Origin of the sequence: Aeromonas jandaei (genome assembly GCF_037890695.1) — a bacterium.
Lineage (GTDB): Bacteria > Pseudomonadota > Gammaproteobacteria > Enterobacterales > Aeromonadaceae > Aeromonas > Aeromonas jandaei.
Genome location: NZ_CP149571.1, coordinates 3,204,047 through 3,222,118 on the forward strand (window position 1 = coordinate 3,204,047; position 18,072 = coordinate 3,222,118).

Annotated in this window: 14 protein-coding genes; 5 read left to right on the forward strand and 9 right to left on the reverse strand. The window is 58.3% G+C overall.

Going from position 1 to position 18,072, the window contains the following annotated elements:
* Nucleotides 1-449: 449 nt before the first annotated feature.
* Together WE862_RS15075 and WE862_RS15080 are read left to right on the forward strand one after the other, a co-directional pair.
* Nucleotides 450-1,682 (forward strand): esterase/lipase family protein, encoded by a 1,233-nt coding sequence (locus WE862_RS15075; RefSeq protein ID WP_042030900.1) that lies wholly within the window; start codon nt 450-452, stop codon nt 1,680-1,682.
* 126 nt (nt 1,683-1,808) lie between these two features.
* The gene (locus WE862_RS15080) at nt 1,809-2,012 is read left to right on the forward strand and encodes a hypothetical protein (RefSeq protein ID WP_042030899.1); all 204 of its coding nucleotides are present in this window, start codon (nt 1,809-1,811) and stop codon (nt 2,010-2,012) included.
* A 77-nt stretch (nt 2,013-2,089) separates the two neighbouring features.
* Here WE862_RS15080 and WE862_RS15085 read toward each other — a convergent pair whose 3' ends face one another.
* The 8 genes from WE862_RS15085 to cmoM form a co-directional block, all read right to left on the reverse strand.
* A complete protein-coding gene (locus WE862_RS15085; RefSeq protein WP_082035443.1) occupies nt 2,090-2,920 on the reverse strand; it encodes a hypothetical protein in 831 nt (276 codons plus the stop codon).
* A gap of 49 nt (nt 2,921-2,969) precedes the next feature.
* Nucleotides 2,970-3,473 carry a peptide deformylase gene (gene def / locus WE862_RS15090; protein WP_042030896.1) on the reverse strand — a complete coding sequence of 168 codons (504 nt, stop codon included), beginning with the start codon at nt 3,471-3,473 and terminating at the stop codon, nt 2,970-2,972.
* Nucleotides 3,473-3,955, reverse strand: a complete 483-nt coding sequence (locus WE862_RS15095) for a GNAT family N-acetyltransferase (protein WP_042030895.1) — start codon at nt 3,953-3,955, stop codon at nt 3,473-3,475. The genes def and WE862_RS15095 overlap by 1 nt, the downstream gene beginning before the upstream one ends.
* Nucleotides 3,956-4,054: 99 nt before the next feature.
* Nucleotides 4,055-4,468 carry a septal ring lytic transglycosylase RlpA family protein gene (locus WE862_RS15100; RefSeq protein ID WP_042030894.1) on the reverse strand — a complete coding sequence of 138 codons (414 nt, stop codon included), beginning with the start codon at nt 4,466-4,468 and terminating at the stop codon, nt 4,055-4,057.
* A 435-nt stretch (nt 4,469-4,903) separates the two neighbouring features.
* Nucleotides 4,904-9,331: a chromosome partition protein MukB gene (gene mukB / locus WE862_RS15105; RefSeq protein ID WP_042030893.1), complete on the reverse strand. Its 4,428-nt coding sequence runs from the start codon at nt 9,329-9,331 to the stop codon at nt 4,904-4,906.
* 3 nt (nt 9,332-9,334) lie between these two features.
* Nucleotides 9,335-10,054 (reverse strand): chromosome partition protein MukE, encoded by a 720-nt coding sequence (gene mukE, locus WE862_RS15110; RefSeq protein WP_005336835.1) that lies wholly within the window; start codon nt 10,052-10,054, stop codon nt 9,335-9,337.
* Nucleotides 10,035-11,354, reverse strand: coding sequence for a chromosome partition protein MukF (gene mukF, locus WE862_RS15115; RefSeq protein ID WP_042030892.1), 1,320 nt, complete (start codon nt 11,352-11,354; stop codon nt 10,035-10,037). Before mukF ends, mukE begins: the two co-directional genes overlap by 20 nt.
* Nucleotides 11,355-11,454: 100 nt before the next feature.
* Nucleotides 11,455-12,231, reverse strand: coding sequence for a tRNA uridine 5-oxyacetic acid(34) methyltransferase CmoM (cmoM, locus tag WE862_RS15120; RefSeq protein WP_033113262.1), 777 nt, complete (start codon nt 12,229-12,231; stop codon nt 11,455-11,457).
* A 101-nt stretch (nt 12,232-12,332) separates the two neighbouring features.
* Here cmoM and elyC point away from each other — a divergent pair, with 101 nt between their 5' ends.
* The 3 genes from elyC to pfkA all read left to right on the forward strand — a co-directional run bounded on the left by elyC (nt 12,333) and on the right by pfkA (nt 15,117).
* Nucleotides 12,333-13,103: an envelope biogenesis factor ElyC gene (gene elyC / locus WE862_RS15125; RefSeq protein ID WP_041207657.1), complete on the forward strand. Its 771-nt coding sequence runs from the start codon at nt 12,333-12,335 to the stop codon at nt 13,101-13,103.
* A 135-nt stretch (nt 13,104-13,238) separates the two neighbouring features.
* Entirely contained in the window at nt 13,239-13,994 is a 756-nt protein-coding gene (gene tpiA / locus WE862_RS15130; RefSeq protein ID WP_041207655.1) for a triose-phosphate isomerase, read from the forward strand.
* A 151-nt stretch (nt 13,995-14,145) separates the two neighbouring features.
* A complete protein-coding gene (pfkA, locus tag WE862_RS15135) occupies nt 14,146-15,117 on the forward strand; it encodes a 6-phosphofructokinase (RefSeq protein WP_041207654.1) in 972 nt (323 codons plus the stop codon).
* Nucleotides 15,118-16,587: 1,470 nt separating this feature from the next.
* Here the strand turns inward: pfkA and WE862_RS15140 are convergent.
* Nucleotides 16,588-17,829, reverse strand: a complete 1,242-nt coding sequence (locus tag WE862_RS15140) for a dicarboxylate/amino acid:cation symporter (protein WP_042030891.1) — start codon at nt 17,827-17,829, stop codon at nt 16,588-16,590.
* Nucleotides 17,830-18,072: the final 243 nt, after the last annotated feature.

Below are 18,072 nucleotides of genomic sequence, written 5' to 3' on the forward strand. Positions count from 1 at the left end.
AATCAATAAGCGTGCCAAGGTAAAGATTTGCGGCGGAATAATAAGAAATGGCAAAAGTATGTGATGAGCGCCACAAAAATAGCAGCGATTAGCCCTATTTGGCTGATGAGGTTATGCGTTCACTGAATTTATCCTGCTACGACCACATCTCATGGGGTGATAAAACCGAGTAACGGTAGAGATAATTATCACCCGGACACATCGCTCAGGGCTGAAATGATATAAAGCAGACCAACTTTATCATTATGATAAGCAGCCGGGAGGTGACAGCCCCACCCTCCTCCATGCCGCCTTGCAAAGGGCATTGAGCTATATATGCCACATCTGTCCGAATACCCGAGCGCCTTTCCGAGACTGGTAAACACAAACCAAAGGGCGCAAGCTGGTTTGGCCTGCAGACCATTCGCAGCATGGCCCATCCACTTTACCCACCACAGCAAGGAGTGCTTATGACCGATGCCGCCGACAAGTCGCCCTCCTCCTGGCAGCTTTCGGATATCCGCGAGCTGGCGCAACTGCTGACCCAGGCACTGCCCGCTACCGTGCAGATAACGGAAGCGGTGCATCAGGCGGTGCTGGGCGGTATGGGTATCAAGGGGCGAGAGAAAGGTAAAACGGCGGGGCTCACCGGGCTTATTTACAAGGGCGTTCACGGAGCCGCCAATAGCCTCGGCAGTGGTATCAATGGCCTGCTGGCCCGCCTGCCACTCCCGACGCAACCTTCTGTGGCAGAGACGCCCAAGCGCGCCGCTCTGCTTGCCACCCTCAATGGCGTGCTGGGGGATAAGCTGGTCGAGCAGCAAAACGCCCTCGCCACCCCGATGACTCTGCGCTATCAGGGCAAACCGCTCGATTGGCAGACCATGCCAGCCGACCTTCCCCACGCGGGGCGAGTGCTGCTGATGATCCATGGCCTCTGCATGAACGATCTGCAGTGGCACACCAGCTATCAGGGGAAGTCCGTCAATCATGGCGAAGCGGTGGCCAGAAAGCTTGGCTATCTGCCTCTCTATCTGCGCTACAACTCAGGGCTCTCCATTGCCAGCAACGGGCAGGCGCTGGCGCTGCAGCTGGAGGATCTGTGTGACCGATGGCCGGGGGCCATCAAGCAGCTCAGCGTACTGGCCTACAGCATGGGGGGACTGGTTATCCGAAGTGCCTGCCATTACGCCCAAACCCACTCACTGCGCTGGCCCGAGCGACTGCGGCATCTGATCTTTCTTGGCACCCCGCACCACGGCGCGCCGCTCGAGTCGGCCGGCCACTGGCTGGAGCAACTGCTGCCAGTCACCCCTTACAGCATGCCCTTTGTGAAGCTGACCCGCATACGCAGCCAGGGCATTCGGGATCTGCGCCACGGCAAGGTCATCGACGCCTCCCGCAATAACAGGGAGCGCACCATAGGGCGCGATCCCCGCCAACCGCTCCCGCTTCCAAGCGGCGTAGCCTGCTTTGCCATCGCCGGCACCACATCCGCCAAACGCACCCTGCTGGCAGAGCGGCTGATTGGCGATGGCCTGGTCCCCCTGCGCAGTGCGCTGGGACTGCACCGGGAGCGCGCACATCAACTCGACTTTCCTCCCGAACATACCCTGATCGCCTATCGCACCACTCATATGGCCCTGCTCGGCAGCCCGGAGGTCGGTGCACAACTGCTGGACTGGCTTGACGATGCCAGGTGATCCCGCTTCTCTTTGCATGCCGTTTCAAAAATTTGGTCGAACAGCGCCAATCGGGCGCCGCATGCTGTGCTCGCAGCAACTAGCCTTGGAGGCAGTGTTTGATATGAGCCAGCAGTGGAGCGCCATATGTTCTCTTACACCCTCACCTTCAAGGATGATGTCGACCGCCTGACCGCCCCCGAGCAGGAGGTCTCCTTGCAAAGCCCTGCCCAGGCGGGTGATTTTATTATCCTCTCCGACGGCAGCCGCCATCAGGTGATGTTTGTCACCCACAGGGCCAACTACAGCAGCCTCTATCTCGATAAAGGGGTCAGGGTGCCGCAAAGCTAGCGAATCATCTGTCAGTTAGCGAAAGCAAAAGAGCGGCACCTGGCCGCTCTTTGCTCTCTCTTTATGTGGATTTGCTGTCACAGCACCTTGATCACCGGTTGGTGCACTATCTCGACGTCGTCTTTATAGACCACCAGCTCACCCGGTGGCATGCCTCGCTCACCCAATACGGTGACGACGCACTCGTAGCGATAGGGGCCGCTCGTGAAGAGGTATGTATGATTTCCCCCCGTCCCCTCCACCCTGACGGTGCCATTTTTCAGCACCAGATCCGGCTTGTCAGCGAGCGTCTTGCCCCTGGCCCAGGAGGCGTAGCGATAGTGGCCATCGTCCAGCTCGTCGATGCGGATGGTAAATTTCTCGGTCTGCCACATCAGCGCGGGGCTCTTGTACTCTCGCACACTGGGATGCAGACCGCTCTTCTGCCTGGCGATAAGCTCGGCTTTCAATTTGGCGGCCTGCGCCGTCTGATGATTGATACCGATCACCTTGCCATCAAAGTCCATCCAGACCTCGCCACTGCCCAGCATGATGCCGCGCCAGCCCATGGTCTGCCAATCCTGCACGACCCGGGATGTAGCGATGCTTTTTAATATGGCGTCATCAAACACCTCGCCAAAACGGGTCAGCATCTCCGCCGGGGTTTTGATGGCGGGAATGGGATACTCCTGCTTGAAGGGGTACTTCATCTGGTTGGCAAGGGCCTGATGATCACGGGCTTCTGCCGCATCGACCAACTGCTGCACAAAGGGGCGATATTCGGCCGGCAGCTGCTCTTCATCGGCTGATACGGGGAGTGCGACCCACAAGGTTCCCAGCAACAGCAGAGCCTTCAGCCCATAACGTCCCCGCACCTCATTGCTATTGCGGCTAAACAGCGCCCTGACATTCCATCTTGCCACTTTCATTCTGCCTGCTCTCCACATAACTAAAACGGCCAGCCACTATCCGCAGACATTAGCTGGCGGACTTGAGCGATTTTTTAACGCGTTTGAGTGCCATCTGCCGCTTGAGCGGTGACAGGTAATCAATGAACAAGTTGCCATCCAGATGATCAATTTCATGCTGCATGACAATGGCCAAAAAATCGCTGCTCTCGATGGTGATCGGATTGCCTTTTCGATCCAGAGCAGATACCACCACCGAGCTGTAACGCTCGACATCCGCGTAGTAATCCGGCACGGAGAGACAGCCCTCTTGTCCAAGCACCTTTTCAGTACCGCTTATCACTTGTGGATTAATCAAAACCAGCGGCTGATCCCTGCTCTCGGACAAGTCGATAATAACGACTGCCTCTTTACGCCCGACTTGAGTCGCGGCCAAACCAATCCCGTTTTCCGTCGCATACAGGGTTGCCAGCATGTCATCGATCAGCCCCTGTACGGCAGCGATATCCTCAACTCGCTCGGCCTTGAGCCTCAACCTGGGATCGGGAGCCGTCAAAATATTCAAAATCGCCATCACAACTCTCCATTAACCACTTTTTTCAATCCGAGGTCACAGCCCAACGGCCGGGACATGGAGACAAACGCCTGCTCCTCTTCGACCACGTTGTAACCAAGGCGCTCATAAAACCGTATCGCCCCATGGTTCTCTGTGAAGCTGGACAGGGTGACCCGGCATTTGCCCTCACGCTCAGCCTCCTGATGAAGCCGTTCCATCACGGCAGCACCAAGCTGCCGCCCCTGATACTGAGGGAAAATGATCAGCAGATGAACATGCTGGGCATCCTCATATGGCTTGCTACATAACAGACCAATGCGCTCTCCCCCATGCAGGATCCACGAAAACCATTGCGGCAGATATGAGCTGGTTAGTCGCTCGCGTTGAAATTGGTCATCCCAGCCAAAGAGCGCCTCAACATAGGGAAATATTCCCTCTTTGACGGCAGTAAAGACCTGCTCCAATTCACTTTGCGGCACATTAATCAGCTCAATATCCATCTCTTTCCCTGCTCAAGCCATATTGGAGACGCTGTTAGCGCACAATTACCCTATTACGATTTTTCCAAACGACTGCAGATTCTGAAGCATCACGAGCGGTCACAACACCTCAACCTTCACCTTGATAATCCCATCTCGAATATTGGCGATGGAGCCGAAGGCGGATTTGGAGAGATCGATAATACGCCCGCTTTTAAAGGCGCCGCGATCATTGACCTTGACCACCACGCTCTTGCCATTGGCGAGGTTGGTCACCCGCACCATGGAGCCAAAGGGCAATTCCATATGGGCGGCGCTATTGAGGTTGTTGCGATAGAGCTCGCCGCTGGCGGTCTTTTTACCGTGATAGCGGTCGCCATAATAGCTGGCGTAACCGGTCTCGCTATAGCCGCGCCAGCTGCCGCCGTGGCTCTCATCATAACGGCTGCTACAGGCGGCCAGCAGCAGGCAGACAAACAGCAGCCCCCCTTTGCAGGCCGATTGCACCACTCCTTCTCTCCCGATGCCGCGCATCTACTTCTCCTCGCTCACCTTGCCGGATAGATAGCCCGGCTGATCATATCGCGTCGCAGTAACGGGGAGATTCTCCCCATACCGGCAAGCTACTGCAATGTAGGCGGCCCCTTGCCATCATGGCGCCCAGCCCTGTTGCCAACGCCGTGGCCACCGCGATTGTTGCAATAATTACTGGCTTTAAATCACCACTGTTGCACCCAAGAGACAATCAAGGGGCCACTTCCCTGCTCGCGTTTGCCAACAAGAGCACGCAAACACCCTCCGATCTGCGTCCGCAATGCAGCACAACAAGAGGGATACTTAACCAGAACCGGGCAAGCCCGTTCATCCGCAGCCTTATCCCATCAGGGGCAGCGCCGCTACTTTGCCATACTTTCCCAATAAAAAGGGAGGCGACTGCCTCCCTTTTCTCTTGCTATTTGCCCATCAGAGTCAGGCGATCAGCTTGTCGTCGGCAAAGCCGAAGCCGCGCAGACCCACCACATGCACATGCTCGTGCTTGCCTTGCACCTTGCGGATGAGCTTGTAGGTGGTGCCCTTCTCGGGGCTGATGTTCTCGGGCGCTGCGATAAGCAGCTGCATATCCTGCCGCTCGCACAGCTCGAACAGGGTGGCGATGGATTTGCCATCCAGACGGGCCGCTTCGTCGAGGAACAGCAGACGGCAGGGGGCGATATCCTTGCCGCGCAGACGGCGGGACTCCTCCTCCCAGCTGATCAGCACCATCAGCAGGATGGCCTGACCGGTACCGATCGCCTCACCGGTAGAGAGCGCACCGCTCTCGGCACGCAGCCAGCCATCGGCCCCGCGCTGCACCTCGATCTCCAGCTCCAGATAGTTGCGATAGTCGAGCAGCACATCGCCCATCACCTGATAGCTGCGATCGCCCTGCTCGATCTGCGGATTGAGGCGCTGGAACAGCTTGGCCATCGCCTCGGAGAAGCTGAGCTCCTTGTCGGCGAACAGATCGTTGTGCATGGCAGTTTGGTCGGCCAGCGCCGTCAGCAGACGGGTGTGGGCCTCGCGGATATTGACGTTGAGGCGCACCCCGCGCACCAGACCGAAGGCGATGTTCTGCAAGCCCTGGTTGAGCACCCGGATGCGGTTCTGCTCGCGGCGGATGATGTTGGTGATCTTGGCCGCCACCTCGTGAGAGGAGAGGGACAGATGGGTTTCCCGCTGCTTGAGCTCGTCAGCCAGACGGGCCAGCTCGATCTCCATCTCCTCGATCGCTTCGACCGGATCATCGGAGCGGATGATGTCGTTGCGAATGCGATCTTTGAGGTAACGGTAGACCTGCACATAGAAGGCCACCTTCTGCTCGGTGCTACGGTTGCCCTCGGAGAGACGCAGCGCATCGCGCAGGGCCTCGTCGTGGGCCACCGCCACCCGCAGGGCGCCGAGGGCCTTGTCCGACATGGAACGCAGCTCGTCGCTGTCGAGGTACGCCAGCTCGCGCTTGTTGAGGCGCTTCTCGACGTCGGTCTCCCGCGCCAGACGCACCACCCGCGACCAGCTCGCCTTATGACCCACCAGGGATTTACGGGCGCTGTAGTAATCCTTGCCTTCGAGCTTGAGACGACCACCGAGGGATTCGATCTCGCGCTTGGTGACCTGCAACTGGGCCTCGGCGCTGGTGCGACGGGAACGGGTGCGGATCAGCAGCTCTTCGATCTCTTTCTTGTGGGCGCGCGCCTTCTCTTCCATATCGTCAGAGAGGGTCAGCCCCATGGCCGCCAGCTCCTGCTCGAATTCGGTCAGGGTCTGGCGCTTGGCCTCGACGCTGGAGTTGAGCGCGGTGCGCAGCTGCAGCGCCTCGGTGTGACGCTGGGCTATCTGCTTGTGCTGTTCACCGGCGGTGCGGGCTGCCAGCTCGGCCGCTTTAAGCTTCTCTTTGAGTCGTTCGCTCATCTCGGACGCTTTGCCCAGCAGATCTTGCGCATCCTGATAGGCAAAGTGCGGCAGACGGGCCACCAGCTGATCGAGGGCGTAGCACCGGCGTTTCTGCTCGGCCAGCAGGTCGCTCACCTCATCGTAAGCTGCCTGTAGCGCAGCCAGATCCTGCGGATCCTGACGCAGCACCTGTACCATGGTTTCCAGTTTTTCCAGCGACTTGCCGTGTTTGGCGATAAAGGCTTCGGCCTGTTTCAGCGCCTCAACGTCGGCGTGGGCCGCCTCGAGGCGAGCCGCCAAATCGGCTTCGGCAAACAGGTGGGCAAAGGGCAGCATCCCCTGCACCAGCTGGATATGGCGAGTCAGCTGGGCGGCGGCCGCTTTGGCCTCGGCCAGCTGCTTGTCGCACTCGCCGATGGATCCTTGCAGCGCGCGCAGTTCGGCCTGTTTGGCCTGCACTTCGGCTTCGGGGTCGGGGCGGAAGGCGATATCCAGATGCTGACCGATAAAGTCGCGGAAGTGGCCGTAGAGACGGTGGTACTTCTGCTGCTCGAAAGCGGCCTTGGCGTAACCCTCGATGAGCCCTTCGCGCTCAAGGTCGAGCTGCTCGATCCGTTTTTCCCGGGCGGCGCGACCAAACAGCGGCAGCTCGGGGTAGCGGGAGAAGCGCACCTGACGCTTGCTGGTGCGCACCAGCACGGCGTCCCCCAGCTCGTCCGCTTCCACCAGATCCTCGTCAAAGGAGTCGGGGTTGCCCTGAATGAGGTAGATATCTTCCGGGCAATCTTCCAGCTTTTTCAACCGCTCGATGGCGCCTTCGAGGTCGAGCACCACCAGGGCGCTGCGAGCCGGGCCGTAGAGCGCGGAGTAGTAAGGGGCATCGTCGATGGAGATGTCGTCGTAGACATCGGAGAGCAGCACGCCCCCCACCTGCTCGGCGATACGGGCAAGACGTGGATCCGCTTCGCCTGCCCCCAGCTGCAGGTTGCGAATTTGCAGCTCCAGCGCCTGTTTCTGCGCCGCGATGCGATTGCTCTCCTGCTCGAACTCGCGCTCTTTGTCGAGCACTGTCTGCATACCGGCCGAAAGCTCTTCGGCGGTGGCGAGCGGCAAACCGCTCTGCTCGCGCAGCTGCTCGAGCTTTTCAAAGGATTTGAGCCAGCGCGGCGCCAGCTTGGTGAGCTCCGCAATATCGCGGCCGAGCTGGGTGCCCTGATGCTCGAGGCTGGCGCGGCGCTGGTTCACCTCCGCCTGCTGCTCGGAGAGCTCCTCCTGACGGGTGCGTTGGGCTTCGAGGAAGATCTCCAGCTCATCGCTGCTGGCAATCAGCTGGCCACAGGCCTGCTGCAGCTCGTCACGCAGCTTGAAGAGACTCTTCTGGCTTTCGCTCTCTTTCTCGAGGCGAGCCAGCGCGGCGCGCAGCCCCTGCCCCTGGGCAATGCGAGCCTTGTCTTCGATATGACGCTTGAGCAGCGCTTGGGCTGTGGGCCAGGCGGCCTCGCGCACTGTCTCCGGGGCGATGCTCAAAAGCAGCGCCAGCGCCGCTTCGTGCTCGGCCACTGCCGCCTTGGCCAGCGCCAATTGCTGTTCGGCCCCCAGCACCCGGCTGGTAAGGCTCTGCTCGGCTGCGCGGAACTGATGCAGGGTGTCGCTCGCCTGTTCGGCGATCAGCCCCGGCAGCTCGCACTGCTCGCGGGCAGCATCGAGGGCCTGCACCGCCTGACGGTACTGGATGGCGCGGGTCTGCTGGATATCGAGCGCCTGCTGGTAGTCGGCCAGCTGGGTCTTGAGGCTGTCGACTTCTGCCTGTGCCAGCTCCTTGCGCTCTTCTACTTCCAGCAGCTGGCCGTGGATCTCTTCCACCACCGCCTGCTGCTGTTCGAGTTTGTCAGAGAGATCCGCCAGATCGGCGCGATACATCTCGATCTTCTTCTGCAAGCTGACAGCCGCCATCACCTTGGCCAGATGCTCGGAGGCAGACTCCAGCTCGTCGGTCAGCAATTTTTCGCGGTTGGTGAGCTGCTCCACCTCGTCGGCCAGATAGATGGCGCGCTGCTTCTCTTCGGCCAGAATGCGGCGCTTGTCGGCCAGCTCCTGGCGCGCCTTGAGGGCCAGCTCGGAGAGGCGGCTCTTCTCGGCGGCGTTGCGCACATAGTCCGCCGCCACATAGTGGGTGGTCTCGGTGATCAGGTTCTTGAACAGATCCCGCTGACCCTGGGTCTCCTTGATCGCCTCCAGCGTGCGGCGGTTTTCATAGATGGCCGCCTCCATATCTGCAAACGCCTTGCGCACCCCGGAGTTCTCCGGCAGCAGGTATTCACGCAGGGAACGGCTGATGGACGAGGAGATGCCGCCGTAGAGGGAGGCTTCGATCAGGCGATAGAACTTGCCGCGATCTTTTTGATCACGCAGCTTCTTCGGGGTGATGCCGAACTCGAACATGAAGTTGTGATAATCGGTCACCGTATTGAATTTGGCGACTTTCAGCGCCCCCAGCTCGGCGGCCGCCCCTTTCAGATCGGTAAAGGCGCGTACCCGCCCCTTGCCGCCATCGAGCTTCTCCAGCAGCAGATCGGTCGGAGCCAGATTCTCCGGCACATCCACCAGCGCGAACGGGGTGATGTTGACCTTGTTGTCACGGTTGGCCACCTGCTCGAGGTGGACGCCGACCCAGATCCGCTGTTCGCGGCTGTTCATCACTTCCAGCAGGGAATAGCAGTGGCCGCGCTGCAGCTTGCCGTAGAGCCCCTTGTCACGGGAGGCGCTGCTCGATCCCGCTTCCGTGGTGTTGCGGAAATGGAGCAGTGACTGGTCGGGGATGAGCGCCGCGATAAAGGCCGCCATGGTGGTGGACTTGCCCGCGCCGTTGCCGCCGGAAAGGGTAGTGACCAGTTGGTCGAGATCGAAGGTTCGGGCAAAGAAGCCGTTCCAGTTGACCATGGTCAGGGATTTGAACTTGCCTCGCACCGGTTATACCTCCAGATCCAGTTGTTCTTCATCGAGATCCGCCTCGATGTCATCAAAGAGTGAGTCGCTGCTCGGCATTTCGTCGTCGTGGAAGATGGCTTCACCCTCCTGGATCATCCGCAGCTGAACGGCGCGCGGATCTTCATCGGAACGCACATCGGCGGCGAAACGGAACACCGATTCGTTGACCCGGAATTTATCCCCGTTGCCAAGGGCTGTGATCATGCCAAGGCGACGCAGACGGCGCATGGAGGTACGGATCTTTTCGAGCAGCTTCTTCTTGTCGAGATCGGTACCGCCGGAGCGGCTGTTGACCATCCGCAGCAGCTGCTTCTCGTCGGCGAGGCTCAGCACCTCTTCTTGCAGCTCGGCCATGGCGAATACCCCTTCCGAGGCGAGACGGTCCGGGCTCAGGTAGAGGTAACAGAGCACCTTGCCCACCAGCATATCGAGCTCGGAGAGCACAGTGGTGCCGATGTCGGAGCTCGGGCGCGGGCGCAGGTAGAAGAAGCCTTCCGGCGCCTTGATCAGCTCCACCTGATAGCGGCCGTAGAAGATCTCCAGCTCGCTGTGATATTCGACCAGCGCCGAATGCTGCTCGAACTCGTCGGCACTGATGTGACGGCCGGAGCGCAAGGCGGTGTCGATGCGCGGAAACAAGGGGTTGGCAATCGCCTCTGCGAGGCGCAGCGGCAAGGGAAACTCAGAATTGATCAATGACATAGGCCTGAACCTTGGATCCAGCTTGGTTAATGGGTTTCCATGCGGGTTGGCGATGCAGTTCGCGCTCGCCGCTGGCATGGCCCAGGCGCACGGCCTGGTCGATCAGAAGACGCGCCACATCGAAGTGGGCATGAGCCGGGTAGTCCAGCAGATATTCCCGCAGCACATCGGCCAAGTCCAGCTGCTGGCCCTGCTCGGGGTAGCGGGCCAGATAGCGCTCGATACGCTCGGCCAGCTCCTGGTTGATGTCCACCATCTCGACGTACTCCATCTCGAGGGGCACCTCGCCGGTCACCTCCTCGTCGTGGATGGCGATGGTTTCGTCGCGCAGCTCCAGCAGACGGGGCTCTTCGGCCACCCGCAGCTGCCAGTTGTGCTGCTCGAAATTGCGGATGGACTCGCGCAGCCGCTGGCTGAAGGCGCGGTTCTTGTCCATGTCGATGGCGTTGCGGATAAATTTGTGGACGTGCCTGTCGTAGCGGGACCAGAGCTCGATGCACTGCTGACCCCAGCTGGTGATGACGTCAAGGCGCCCCTGCAAGGCGTGAGTCAGCTCCTCGACGTGGAACAGATCGTCGCGCCCCTGCGCCGCTTCCTGAATGTTGAGCAGCCCCGCCTGCAGGCGGTGGCCGGCAGCGTCCAGGGTATCCTGCAGCTCGCGCAGGGTCTGGCCAGTCTCGTGCAGCAGCTTTTCGCAGCTGTGAATGGCATCGACCCAGTTCTGGGTCAGCAGGGCCGCAATCTCGCTCTTGACCTGATTCTGCTGCTCATCCATGGCGCGCTGGGTGAGATCGATGCGCCCCAGGGTCTCTTCCAGCGAGAAGGTGAGGCGCGGCAGCACCTCGGCATCCCACTGCTCGCGGGTGTTGGTCTCGAGCGCCGCCTTGCGGGCGGTGTCGAGCTCGGAAGCCAGGTGCTCGAGCAGAATGGAGAGCTTGATGGAGTCAACCTGACGCTGATCCATAAAGAAGTCGACGATGCTCACGCCAAGTCGAGACAGGCGGTAGAGGCTCTCCCCCGCCACCATGTCGGTGTTAAAGCGCGACAGCAGCTGCTGGCGAATGAGATCGTTGATGGCGTTGTTGGCGCGACCGGTGAGGGTCTCGTCCATCTGGCCGAAAGCGCTGCTGACATAGCCAAAGGCGTCGTGCAGCGCTGCTTCCGACAGGTCCGACTCATCTTCGGACAGGGTCTTGATTGCAATCAGAAAGGCCAGCCGGTCGGTCGGCAGGCTCAACGCCAACCCCTCCTGCCTGACCCATCCCACCATCTCTGGCAGGGTACGGGATGTACTCATCATGATGTTGTCATCTCGTTGTTGTATTGGGCGCAAAATCGTGCGCGCGGCTACATCCGGTAGCATCGAAAACATGGTTCACATCGACGTGAACCGCGAGCAATCAACTGGCCGGCTTCTGGGCCATCACATGGATATAGCGGCCGAGGGAGACAAAAGGCTCCTGACGGCAATATTGCTGCTCCATGGCCAGCAGATCGTCGAACTTCTCCACCTGATCCTGCTTGTGACGCATATAGTCGTGGATCACCCGCACCCCGGTCTTGCCGATGATGCGCAGCCCCCCGCGACCAATCCAGTCATAGACCTGCTCCGGCAGCTGGGGATTGGTGGGCGTAAGCGCAGTCTGGCGCTTCTTGCGAAGACCAAGGCGCACATAGTCAAAATTGCCCACCACCAGGCTCTGGAACAGCAAGCCATGACGGTTGTAAAAAAGCAGCGACAGTATGCCCCCGGCATTGACGAAAGGGAACAGACCCAGCAAGGTCTGACGCGGCTCGGCAAGCCACTCCAGCACCGCATGGCAGAGCACCAGATCAAAGGTACCGGTCACGTGTTGCTTCAGATCTTGGATGGGGCAATGGATGAGACGAATTTTGTCTTCCAGCCCCTTCTCGGCGATCTGGCTGCGGGCCAGTTCCAGCATTTCTGCTGACAGATCGCACAGCTCCACCTGATGACCCATGGCCGCCAGCTTCTGGGCGAAATAGCCAAAACCGCCCCCCGCATCGAGGATGCGCAGCGGTCGGTTGCCAAGGCGGGCCAGGCAGGCTTCGATGTCGCTCCAGACAATGGTGGTGCGGATGCGCCCCTTGGTGGAGTCGTAAATGTTGCGGGCGAACTTGTCAGCGCGCCCGTCAAAACTCTGATCGTGCTTCAAGGAGAAACTCAACATTAGCGCCACAGGGTTGTGGCCATCCCAAAAAAGAGAGGTATTCTGTCACATCCCGAATTTGCTGAAAACTCAAGGAAGTGTCTGCCGTGTTTGTGCTCAAAAAGTGGCTGGGTCAGCTGTTGATGCCGCTCCCCTTCTCCCTCTCCCTGCTGCTGGTCGCCCTGCTGCTGCTCTGGTTCACCCGTTTTCAGAAAACCGGCAAGCTGCTGGCGACTCTCTCGCTGTTGCTGGTCGCCCTGCTGGGAATGCGACCGGTGAGCTACGAACTGGCCCGCGGGCTGGAGCAAACCTTCCCGCCGTTCGAGGTGAGCCAGCATCCCAAAATCGACGCCATCGTGGTGCTCGGCAACGGCCATGTCAGCGATCCGGCGGTGCCGATGCGCAGTTGGCAGAACAATATCTCGCTGGCACGAACTCTGGAGGGGGTTCGCCTCGCCCAGGCCTATCCCGAAGCCGAGCTGGTTTTCTCCGGCTATGTGTCGGGGGATACCCTCTCCAATGCCGAGGTCAATGCCCGGATGGCCGAGAGCCTCGGCATACCCCGTTCGCGAATGACGTTGTTTGAAAACAACAAAGACACTCATGATGAGGCGGTCAGTATCAGCCGCCATCTGAAAGGAAAAGAGGTGGCACTGGTCAGCTCTGCCACCCACCTGCCGCGCGCCATGGCCCTCTATCAGGGTCAGGGGCTCAACGCCGTGCCGGCCCCCACCGATTACACCGCCAAGCAGAGCCAGGTGGCCCAACCGCTCTACAGTTATTTACCCAAAGGGCGCTATCTGATGTATTCCGAAGCTGCCATCCACGAATGGATTGGGGTATGGTGGGCTCGCTTGCGGGGGCAGGTTAACGAATGAGCAATCAAGCGTTTCATTCCTGATTTGGATCAGGAAAGCGAAAAAAAATTACGTCATTTGCCGCCGGGTCAGCTATCTTGGGCTCGGTTCAATTCATATAATGTTGCGCAATCAAATGCCTAGGAGATTAAGAAGATGAGACAGCACCTGGTAATGGGTAACTGGAAACTGAACGGCACCAAGGCTTCTGTAGAAGCTCTGATCAAAGGACTGACCCCGGCTGCTGCCGCTCATCCTTCTGTGCAAGTTGCCGTCTGCCCGCCGGTTATCTTTTTGGGTCTGGTTGAGCAGCTGACCGCTGGCACCAAAATCGCCTACGGTGCCCAGAACGCTGACGTACACGAGTCCGGCGCCTTCACCGGTGAAAACGCCCCCTCCATGCTGAAAGCCTTCGGTTGCACCTACTCCCTGGTCGGCCACAGCGAGCGTCGTACCCTGCACGCAGAGAGTGACGACGTGGTTGCTGCCAAGTACGAAGCGATCCAGAAAGGCGGCCTGGTGCCGGTTCTGTGCATCGGTGAAACTCTGGAGCAGTTCGAAGCCGGCGTGACCAAGAACGTGGTTGAGACCCAGCTGAAAGCTGTTATCGACCGTTGCGGTATCGCCTCCTTCAACAACGCCGTTATCGCTTACGAGCCGGTATGGGCCATCGGTACTGGCAAGACTGCCACTCCGGAGATCGCTCAGTCCGTTCACGCTCACATCCGTCAGTACCTGGCCGGTTTTGATGCCGCCGTTGCTGCCAAAGTACAGATCCTGTACGGCGGTTCCGTCACTGGCGCCACTGCTGCCGACCTGTTCGGTCAGCCGGACATCGACGGTGGCCTGGTCGGTGGTGCGTCCCTGAAAGTGGACGACTTCTCCCAGATCATCGCTGGTGCAGCCAAGTAATCGCTGATTACGGCAAAGAGAGGGGCTGGTTCCCTCTCTTGTATCGCTTTTCCTATGGTGGCCCCCGCATCCCATACGAAAGCCGATATAGTAAAAGTGGCTTGTCTATTTCCAAACATTCGTATTTGACAACTCAGATCCAGAGGCACTCATGACCAAACAAATCAAACGTATTGGTGTTCTGACCAGTGGTGGCGACGCGCCGGGTATGAACGCAGCCATCCGCGCTGTGGTTCGCGCCGGTTTGCATTACGGCCTGGAAGTTTACGGTATTTATGATGGCTACCTCGGTCTGCACCAGGATCGCATCGTCAAGCTGGAGCGTCACAGCGTCTCCGATGTGGTCAACCGTGGTGGTACTTTCCTCGGCTCCGCCCGTTTCCCTGCCTTCAAAGACCCCGCAGTGCGCGCCGAAGCGATCGAGAACCTGAAAAAGCACGGTATCGATGCGCTGGTCGTCATCGGTGGTGACGGCTCCTACATGGGTGCCAAGAAGCTGACCGAAGAGGGCTTCCCCTGCATCGGCCTGCCGGGCACCATCGACAACGATATCGCCGGTACCGACTTCACCATCGGTTTTGATACCGCTCTGAACGTGGTAGTTGACGCCATCGACCGTCTGCGCGATACCTGCAGTTCCCACCACCGTATCTCTGTGGTCGAGATCATGGGCCGCCACTGTGGCGATCTGGCCATGTCTGCCGCCGTTGCCGGTGGTGCCGAGTATGTGATCGTGCCGGAAGTGGCCTTCGACAAAGAGAAGCTGCTCAAGCAGATCAAGGAAGGCGAAGCCAAGGGCAAGAAGCACGCCATCATCACTATCTGCGAGCACGTTACCGACGTGAACGCGCTGGCCAAGGACATCGAAGCCCTGACCGGTCGTGAAACCCGCGCCACCATCCTGGGTCATATCCAGCGTGGCGGTGCCCCGACTGCCCGTGACCGCATCATGTCCAGCCGTATGGGTGCTTACGCCGTTGAGCAGCTGCTGGCTGGCCACGGTGGTCGCTGCGTCGGTATCCAGCGCAACGAGCTGGTACACCACGACATCATCGACTGCATCGAGAACATGAAGCGTCCATTCGATCAGGAGCTTTACAACCTCTCCACTACCCTGTTCTAAGCACCGCAGGAACAAGCTGGTTATGCAAAAACCCTCCATCCGGAGGGTTTTTCTATTTCTAGCCGCAGATCACCGTGCTGCTCAGAAAATGGATTGGTGCCAATACACTTGGCAATGTCATCAGGCAGGTCTGCCAACTGTGAAATAACAACAATACCTATATGACCGGCTTGAGGTTGGGATTGAGGTTGCGCTTCAGCTCGGCCAATTACCCCACCGTTGCAGTCGCTACCGACAGTTTGCCCAGCCTCCTCTCTGCATCATCTCTTCCGCTCTATCTTATTCCCCCACTGTTACTTATTGTCCTCTGGTGCTCCTGTTAGGCGATGCGTTATCTCTAATCCGCACCGACGGGGCTCAACATTGGCTACAGATACAGGCAGTCGCAGATCGGGGGCCTATCTCGCTCCCCCCCCCTGCAGGTTGCAACTTCTCCCCTTGAGGGAAAAACCGCTTCCCAAGCCACTATTGCACCAACCAATATCAATCCCGCTATCTCCTCCATAGTCAGAGGTTAAAAAATGGGCTACCTCTGCATTTTTCCTCTCTCAGATCCGGCTACATCGCTAAAAGCAGGGCTATTTATGCAGATCCATGAACAGAAGATCGTGATAAAACCCTAACCATGGCGCTGGATTGCATGCCGATACCGGCATTACTCTCTTTTAGAAGGGGATTATCTTCGCCAGAAGCGGTAAAACCAGATTCACAGCCATTTTTTGACGCTAAAAATGGCTGCTTAGCCCAACAAAAAATATAAAACCAATTAATGGCTCCATTCCCCCCCCCGAATCCAGATTCCATGCACTTAACTAAAGCACTGAAAATAAAGGGCTTTTAATATGACAACCCCATTAAAACAACCAGCACCTCAAACATAGAGGATAAAACAGCCAAAGGATTGCAAAAACAGAGCTTTCATTACCACGAAGAATACAAAGCTCACTTTTATCAATTAAACCCTTGTTTTAAGCTCCTGTTATGGTATCTTGACCTCATCAACCAACAACCTGGGGAGAAAAAAGATGAAAGAGTTTGTTGTTACCGCTGTTTTTACCGTGTTTTTCACCCTGGTTGCTGTCTCTCTGCCCTCGCTGTCACAGCTCTGAGTCGGATAGAGAGGCATCAATCGGGAACGAGCCTCTCTGGCATGACGCTTTAATCGCCACAAACTGGTGTTTTCAGCCATCAGCGCCGAAATGGTCAACATGGATATGATTTCAAGCTATTGTGGTTGCTTGTTTAATCACACTTCTGACTGAGCCAACGTCAGACCATCCTCGGGGGAGCCAAGCTCCCCTTTTTGCTACCTGCCGTCTGACAACACCTTTGCTCTCTCCTTATCCTTTCCTCCTCTTCTACCGCTTTGCTGTTTGTTCTGACCAATCCATTTTTCCAGTAACCAGCGGGCACAAAAAAGCCCCCACCCGAAGGTGGAGGCTTGTGGCATAACCAGAAGGGTAATCCCGCTTATACCTTGTTCCAGCGCTGCGGGTCATACTCCGGGCTAAAGCGATCAACGATCACGGCGCAGGCTGCGTCGCCGGTGATATTGAGGGAAGTCCGGATCATGTCGAACAGACGATCCAGCGCGAACAGCAGCGGCAACCCTTCGATGGGGATCCCTGCCGCCAGCAGCACCGCCACCACCAGGAAGCTCGGGCCCGGCACACCGGCTTGGCCAATCGCGCCCAGGGTGGCCGTCACTATGATGGCGGCCCAGGCACCAACGCTCAGATCAATGTTGTAAACCTGCGCAAAGAAGATGGCGACCAGCCCGTAATAGATGGCGTTGCCGCTCATATTAATGGTGGCCCCCAGCGGCAACACGAAAGAGGCCGTTGCATTGGTCACCTTCAGATCCTGCTCGCAGGTCTCCATATTGACCGGTAGGGTCGCCATGGAGGAGGCGGTAGAGAAGGCCACGATCTGCGGCTTCTTCATCGCCGAGATATAGGTCATCACCGGCGTGTTGGAGAAGAGCGCCACCAGCAGCGGATAGACCACAAAGCCGAAGATCAAAATCGCGGCAACATAGACCACGAACAGCTTGAGCACCAGCGTCAGCACATCGAAGCCATAGGTGCCGATGGCATCAGCCATCAGACCGAATACCCCGAGCGGCGCGATGATCATCACCTTGTTGATCATCCAGACAAAGGCATCCACCAACGTATTGAGGCCATCGACCAGCGGCTTGGCCCGCTCGCGCGGCTGTTTGGCCAGCGCAATGCCGAGGAACATGCAGAACACCAGGATCTGCAGAATGTTCGCCTCGTTGAGGGACTGGAACACGTTGGTCGGGATCATGCCAAGCAGGGTTGCGACGGCATCCGGCAGCGCCCCTTTATCGGCATAATCACCGCCAAACATGGAGGAGACAGAGCCAAAATCGACACCGACACCCGGCTTGAAGATCTGTCCCATCACCAGTGCCAGCAACACGGCCAGTGCCGAAGTGACAAGGAAGAAGGCCAGCGTGGCCACCCCTATCTTGCCCGCTGCCGGGCTTGCCCCCAGATTGGCGGCACCGGAGAGGATGGCAACCGCCACCAGCGGGATCACCAGCATCTTGATCAACTGGATAAAGAGAGTACCGAGTGGGGCAAAGATGGTGGCCTGCTCACCCATGAGCACCCCGACCACAGCCCCCAGTACCATGGCCACCACAACCTGGAAGCCAATATTTTTTATGAGTCCTTTAGTCAACACAGTACTTTCCTTTATGTAGCTACATTCGCACTTTCCCAGTGCAATAAACCAGACAGGGGAATGAGCTCCTGCACATTCCCCTGCTGCGGCGTGTTATCGCATATTTCATTGCTGTTTGAAATCGACAAATCGTTAACAGAAGCTATTAATAATTTTCTAAAAAGCGCATTTCCCACCCTTTGGTTGCGTTTTTTTGCAGTCAGCCCAATGACAACTGGCAAAATATTGTGCTAGCTTGGCTGC

Coding starts and splice junctions, on each gene's coding strand:
- WE862_RS15075 (WP_042030900.1), top strand. CDS start 450: ATGACCGATGCCGCCGACAAGTCGCCCTCCTCCTGGCAGCTTTCGGAT.
- WE862_RS15080 (WP_042030899.1), top strand. CDS start 1,809: ATGTTCTCTTACACCCTCACCTTCAAGGATGATGTCGACCGCCTGACC.
- WE862_RS15085 (WP_082035443.1), bottom strand. CDS start 2,920: ATGAAAGTGGCAAGATGGAATGTCAGGGCGCTGTTTAGCCGCAATAGC.
- def (WP_042030896.1), bottom strand. CDS start 3,473: ATGGCGATTTTGAATATTTTGACGGCTCCCGATCCCAGGTTGAGGCTC.
- WE862_RS15095 (WP_042030895.1), bottom strand. CDS start 3,955: ATGGATATTGAGCTGATTAATGTGCCGCAAAGTGAATTGGAGCAGGTC.
- WE862_RS15100 (WP_042030894.1), bottom strand. CDS start 4,468: ATGCGCGGCATCGGGAGAGAAGGAGTGGTGCAATCGGCCTGCAAAGGG.
- mukE (WP_005336835.1), bottom strand. CDS start 10,054: ATGTCATTGATCAATTCTGAGTTTCCCTTGCCGCTGCGCCTCGCAGAG.
- mukF (WP_042030892.1), bottom strand. CDS start 11,354: ATGATGAGTACATCCCGTACCCTGCCAGAGATGGTGGGATGGGTCAGG.
- tpiA (WP_041207655.1), top strand. CDS start 13,239: ATGAGACAGCACCTGGTAATGGGTAACTGGAAACTGAACGGCACCAAG.
- pfkA (WP_041207654.1), top strand. CDS start 14,146: ATGACCAAACAAATCAAACGTATTGGTGTTCTGACCAGTGGTGGCGAC.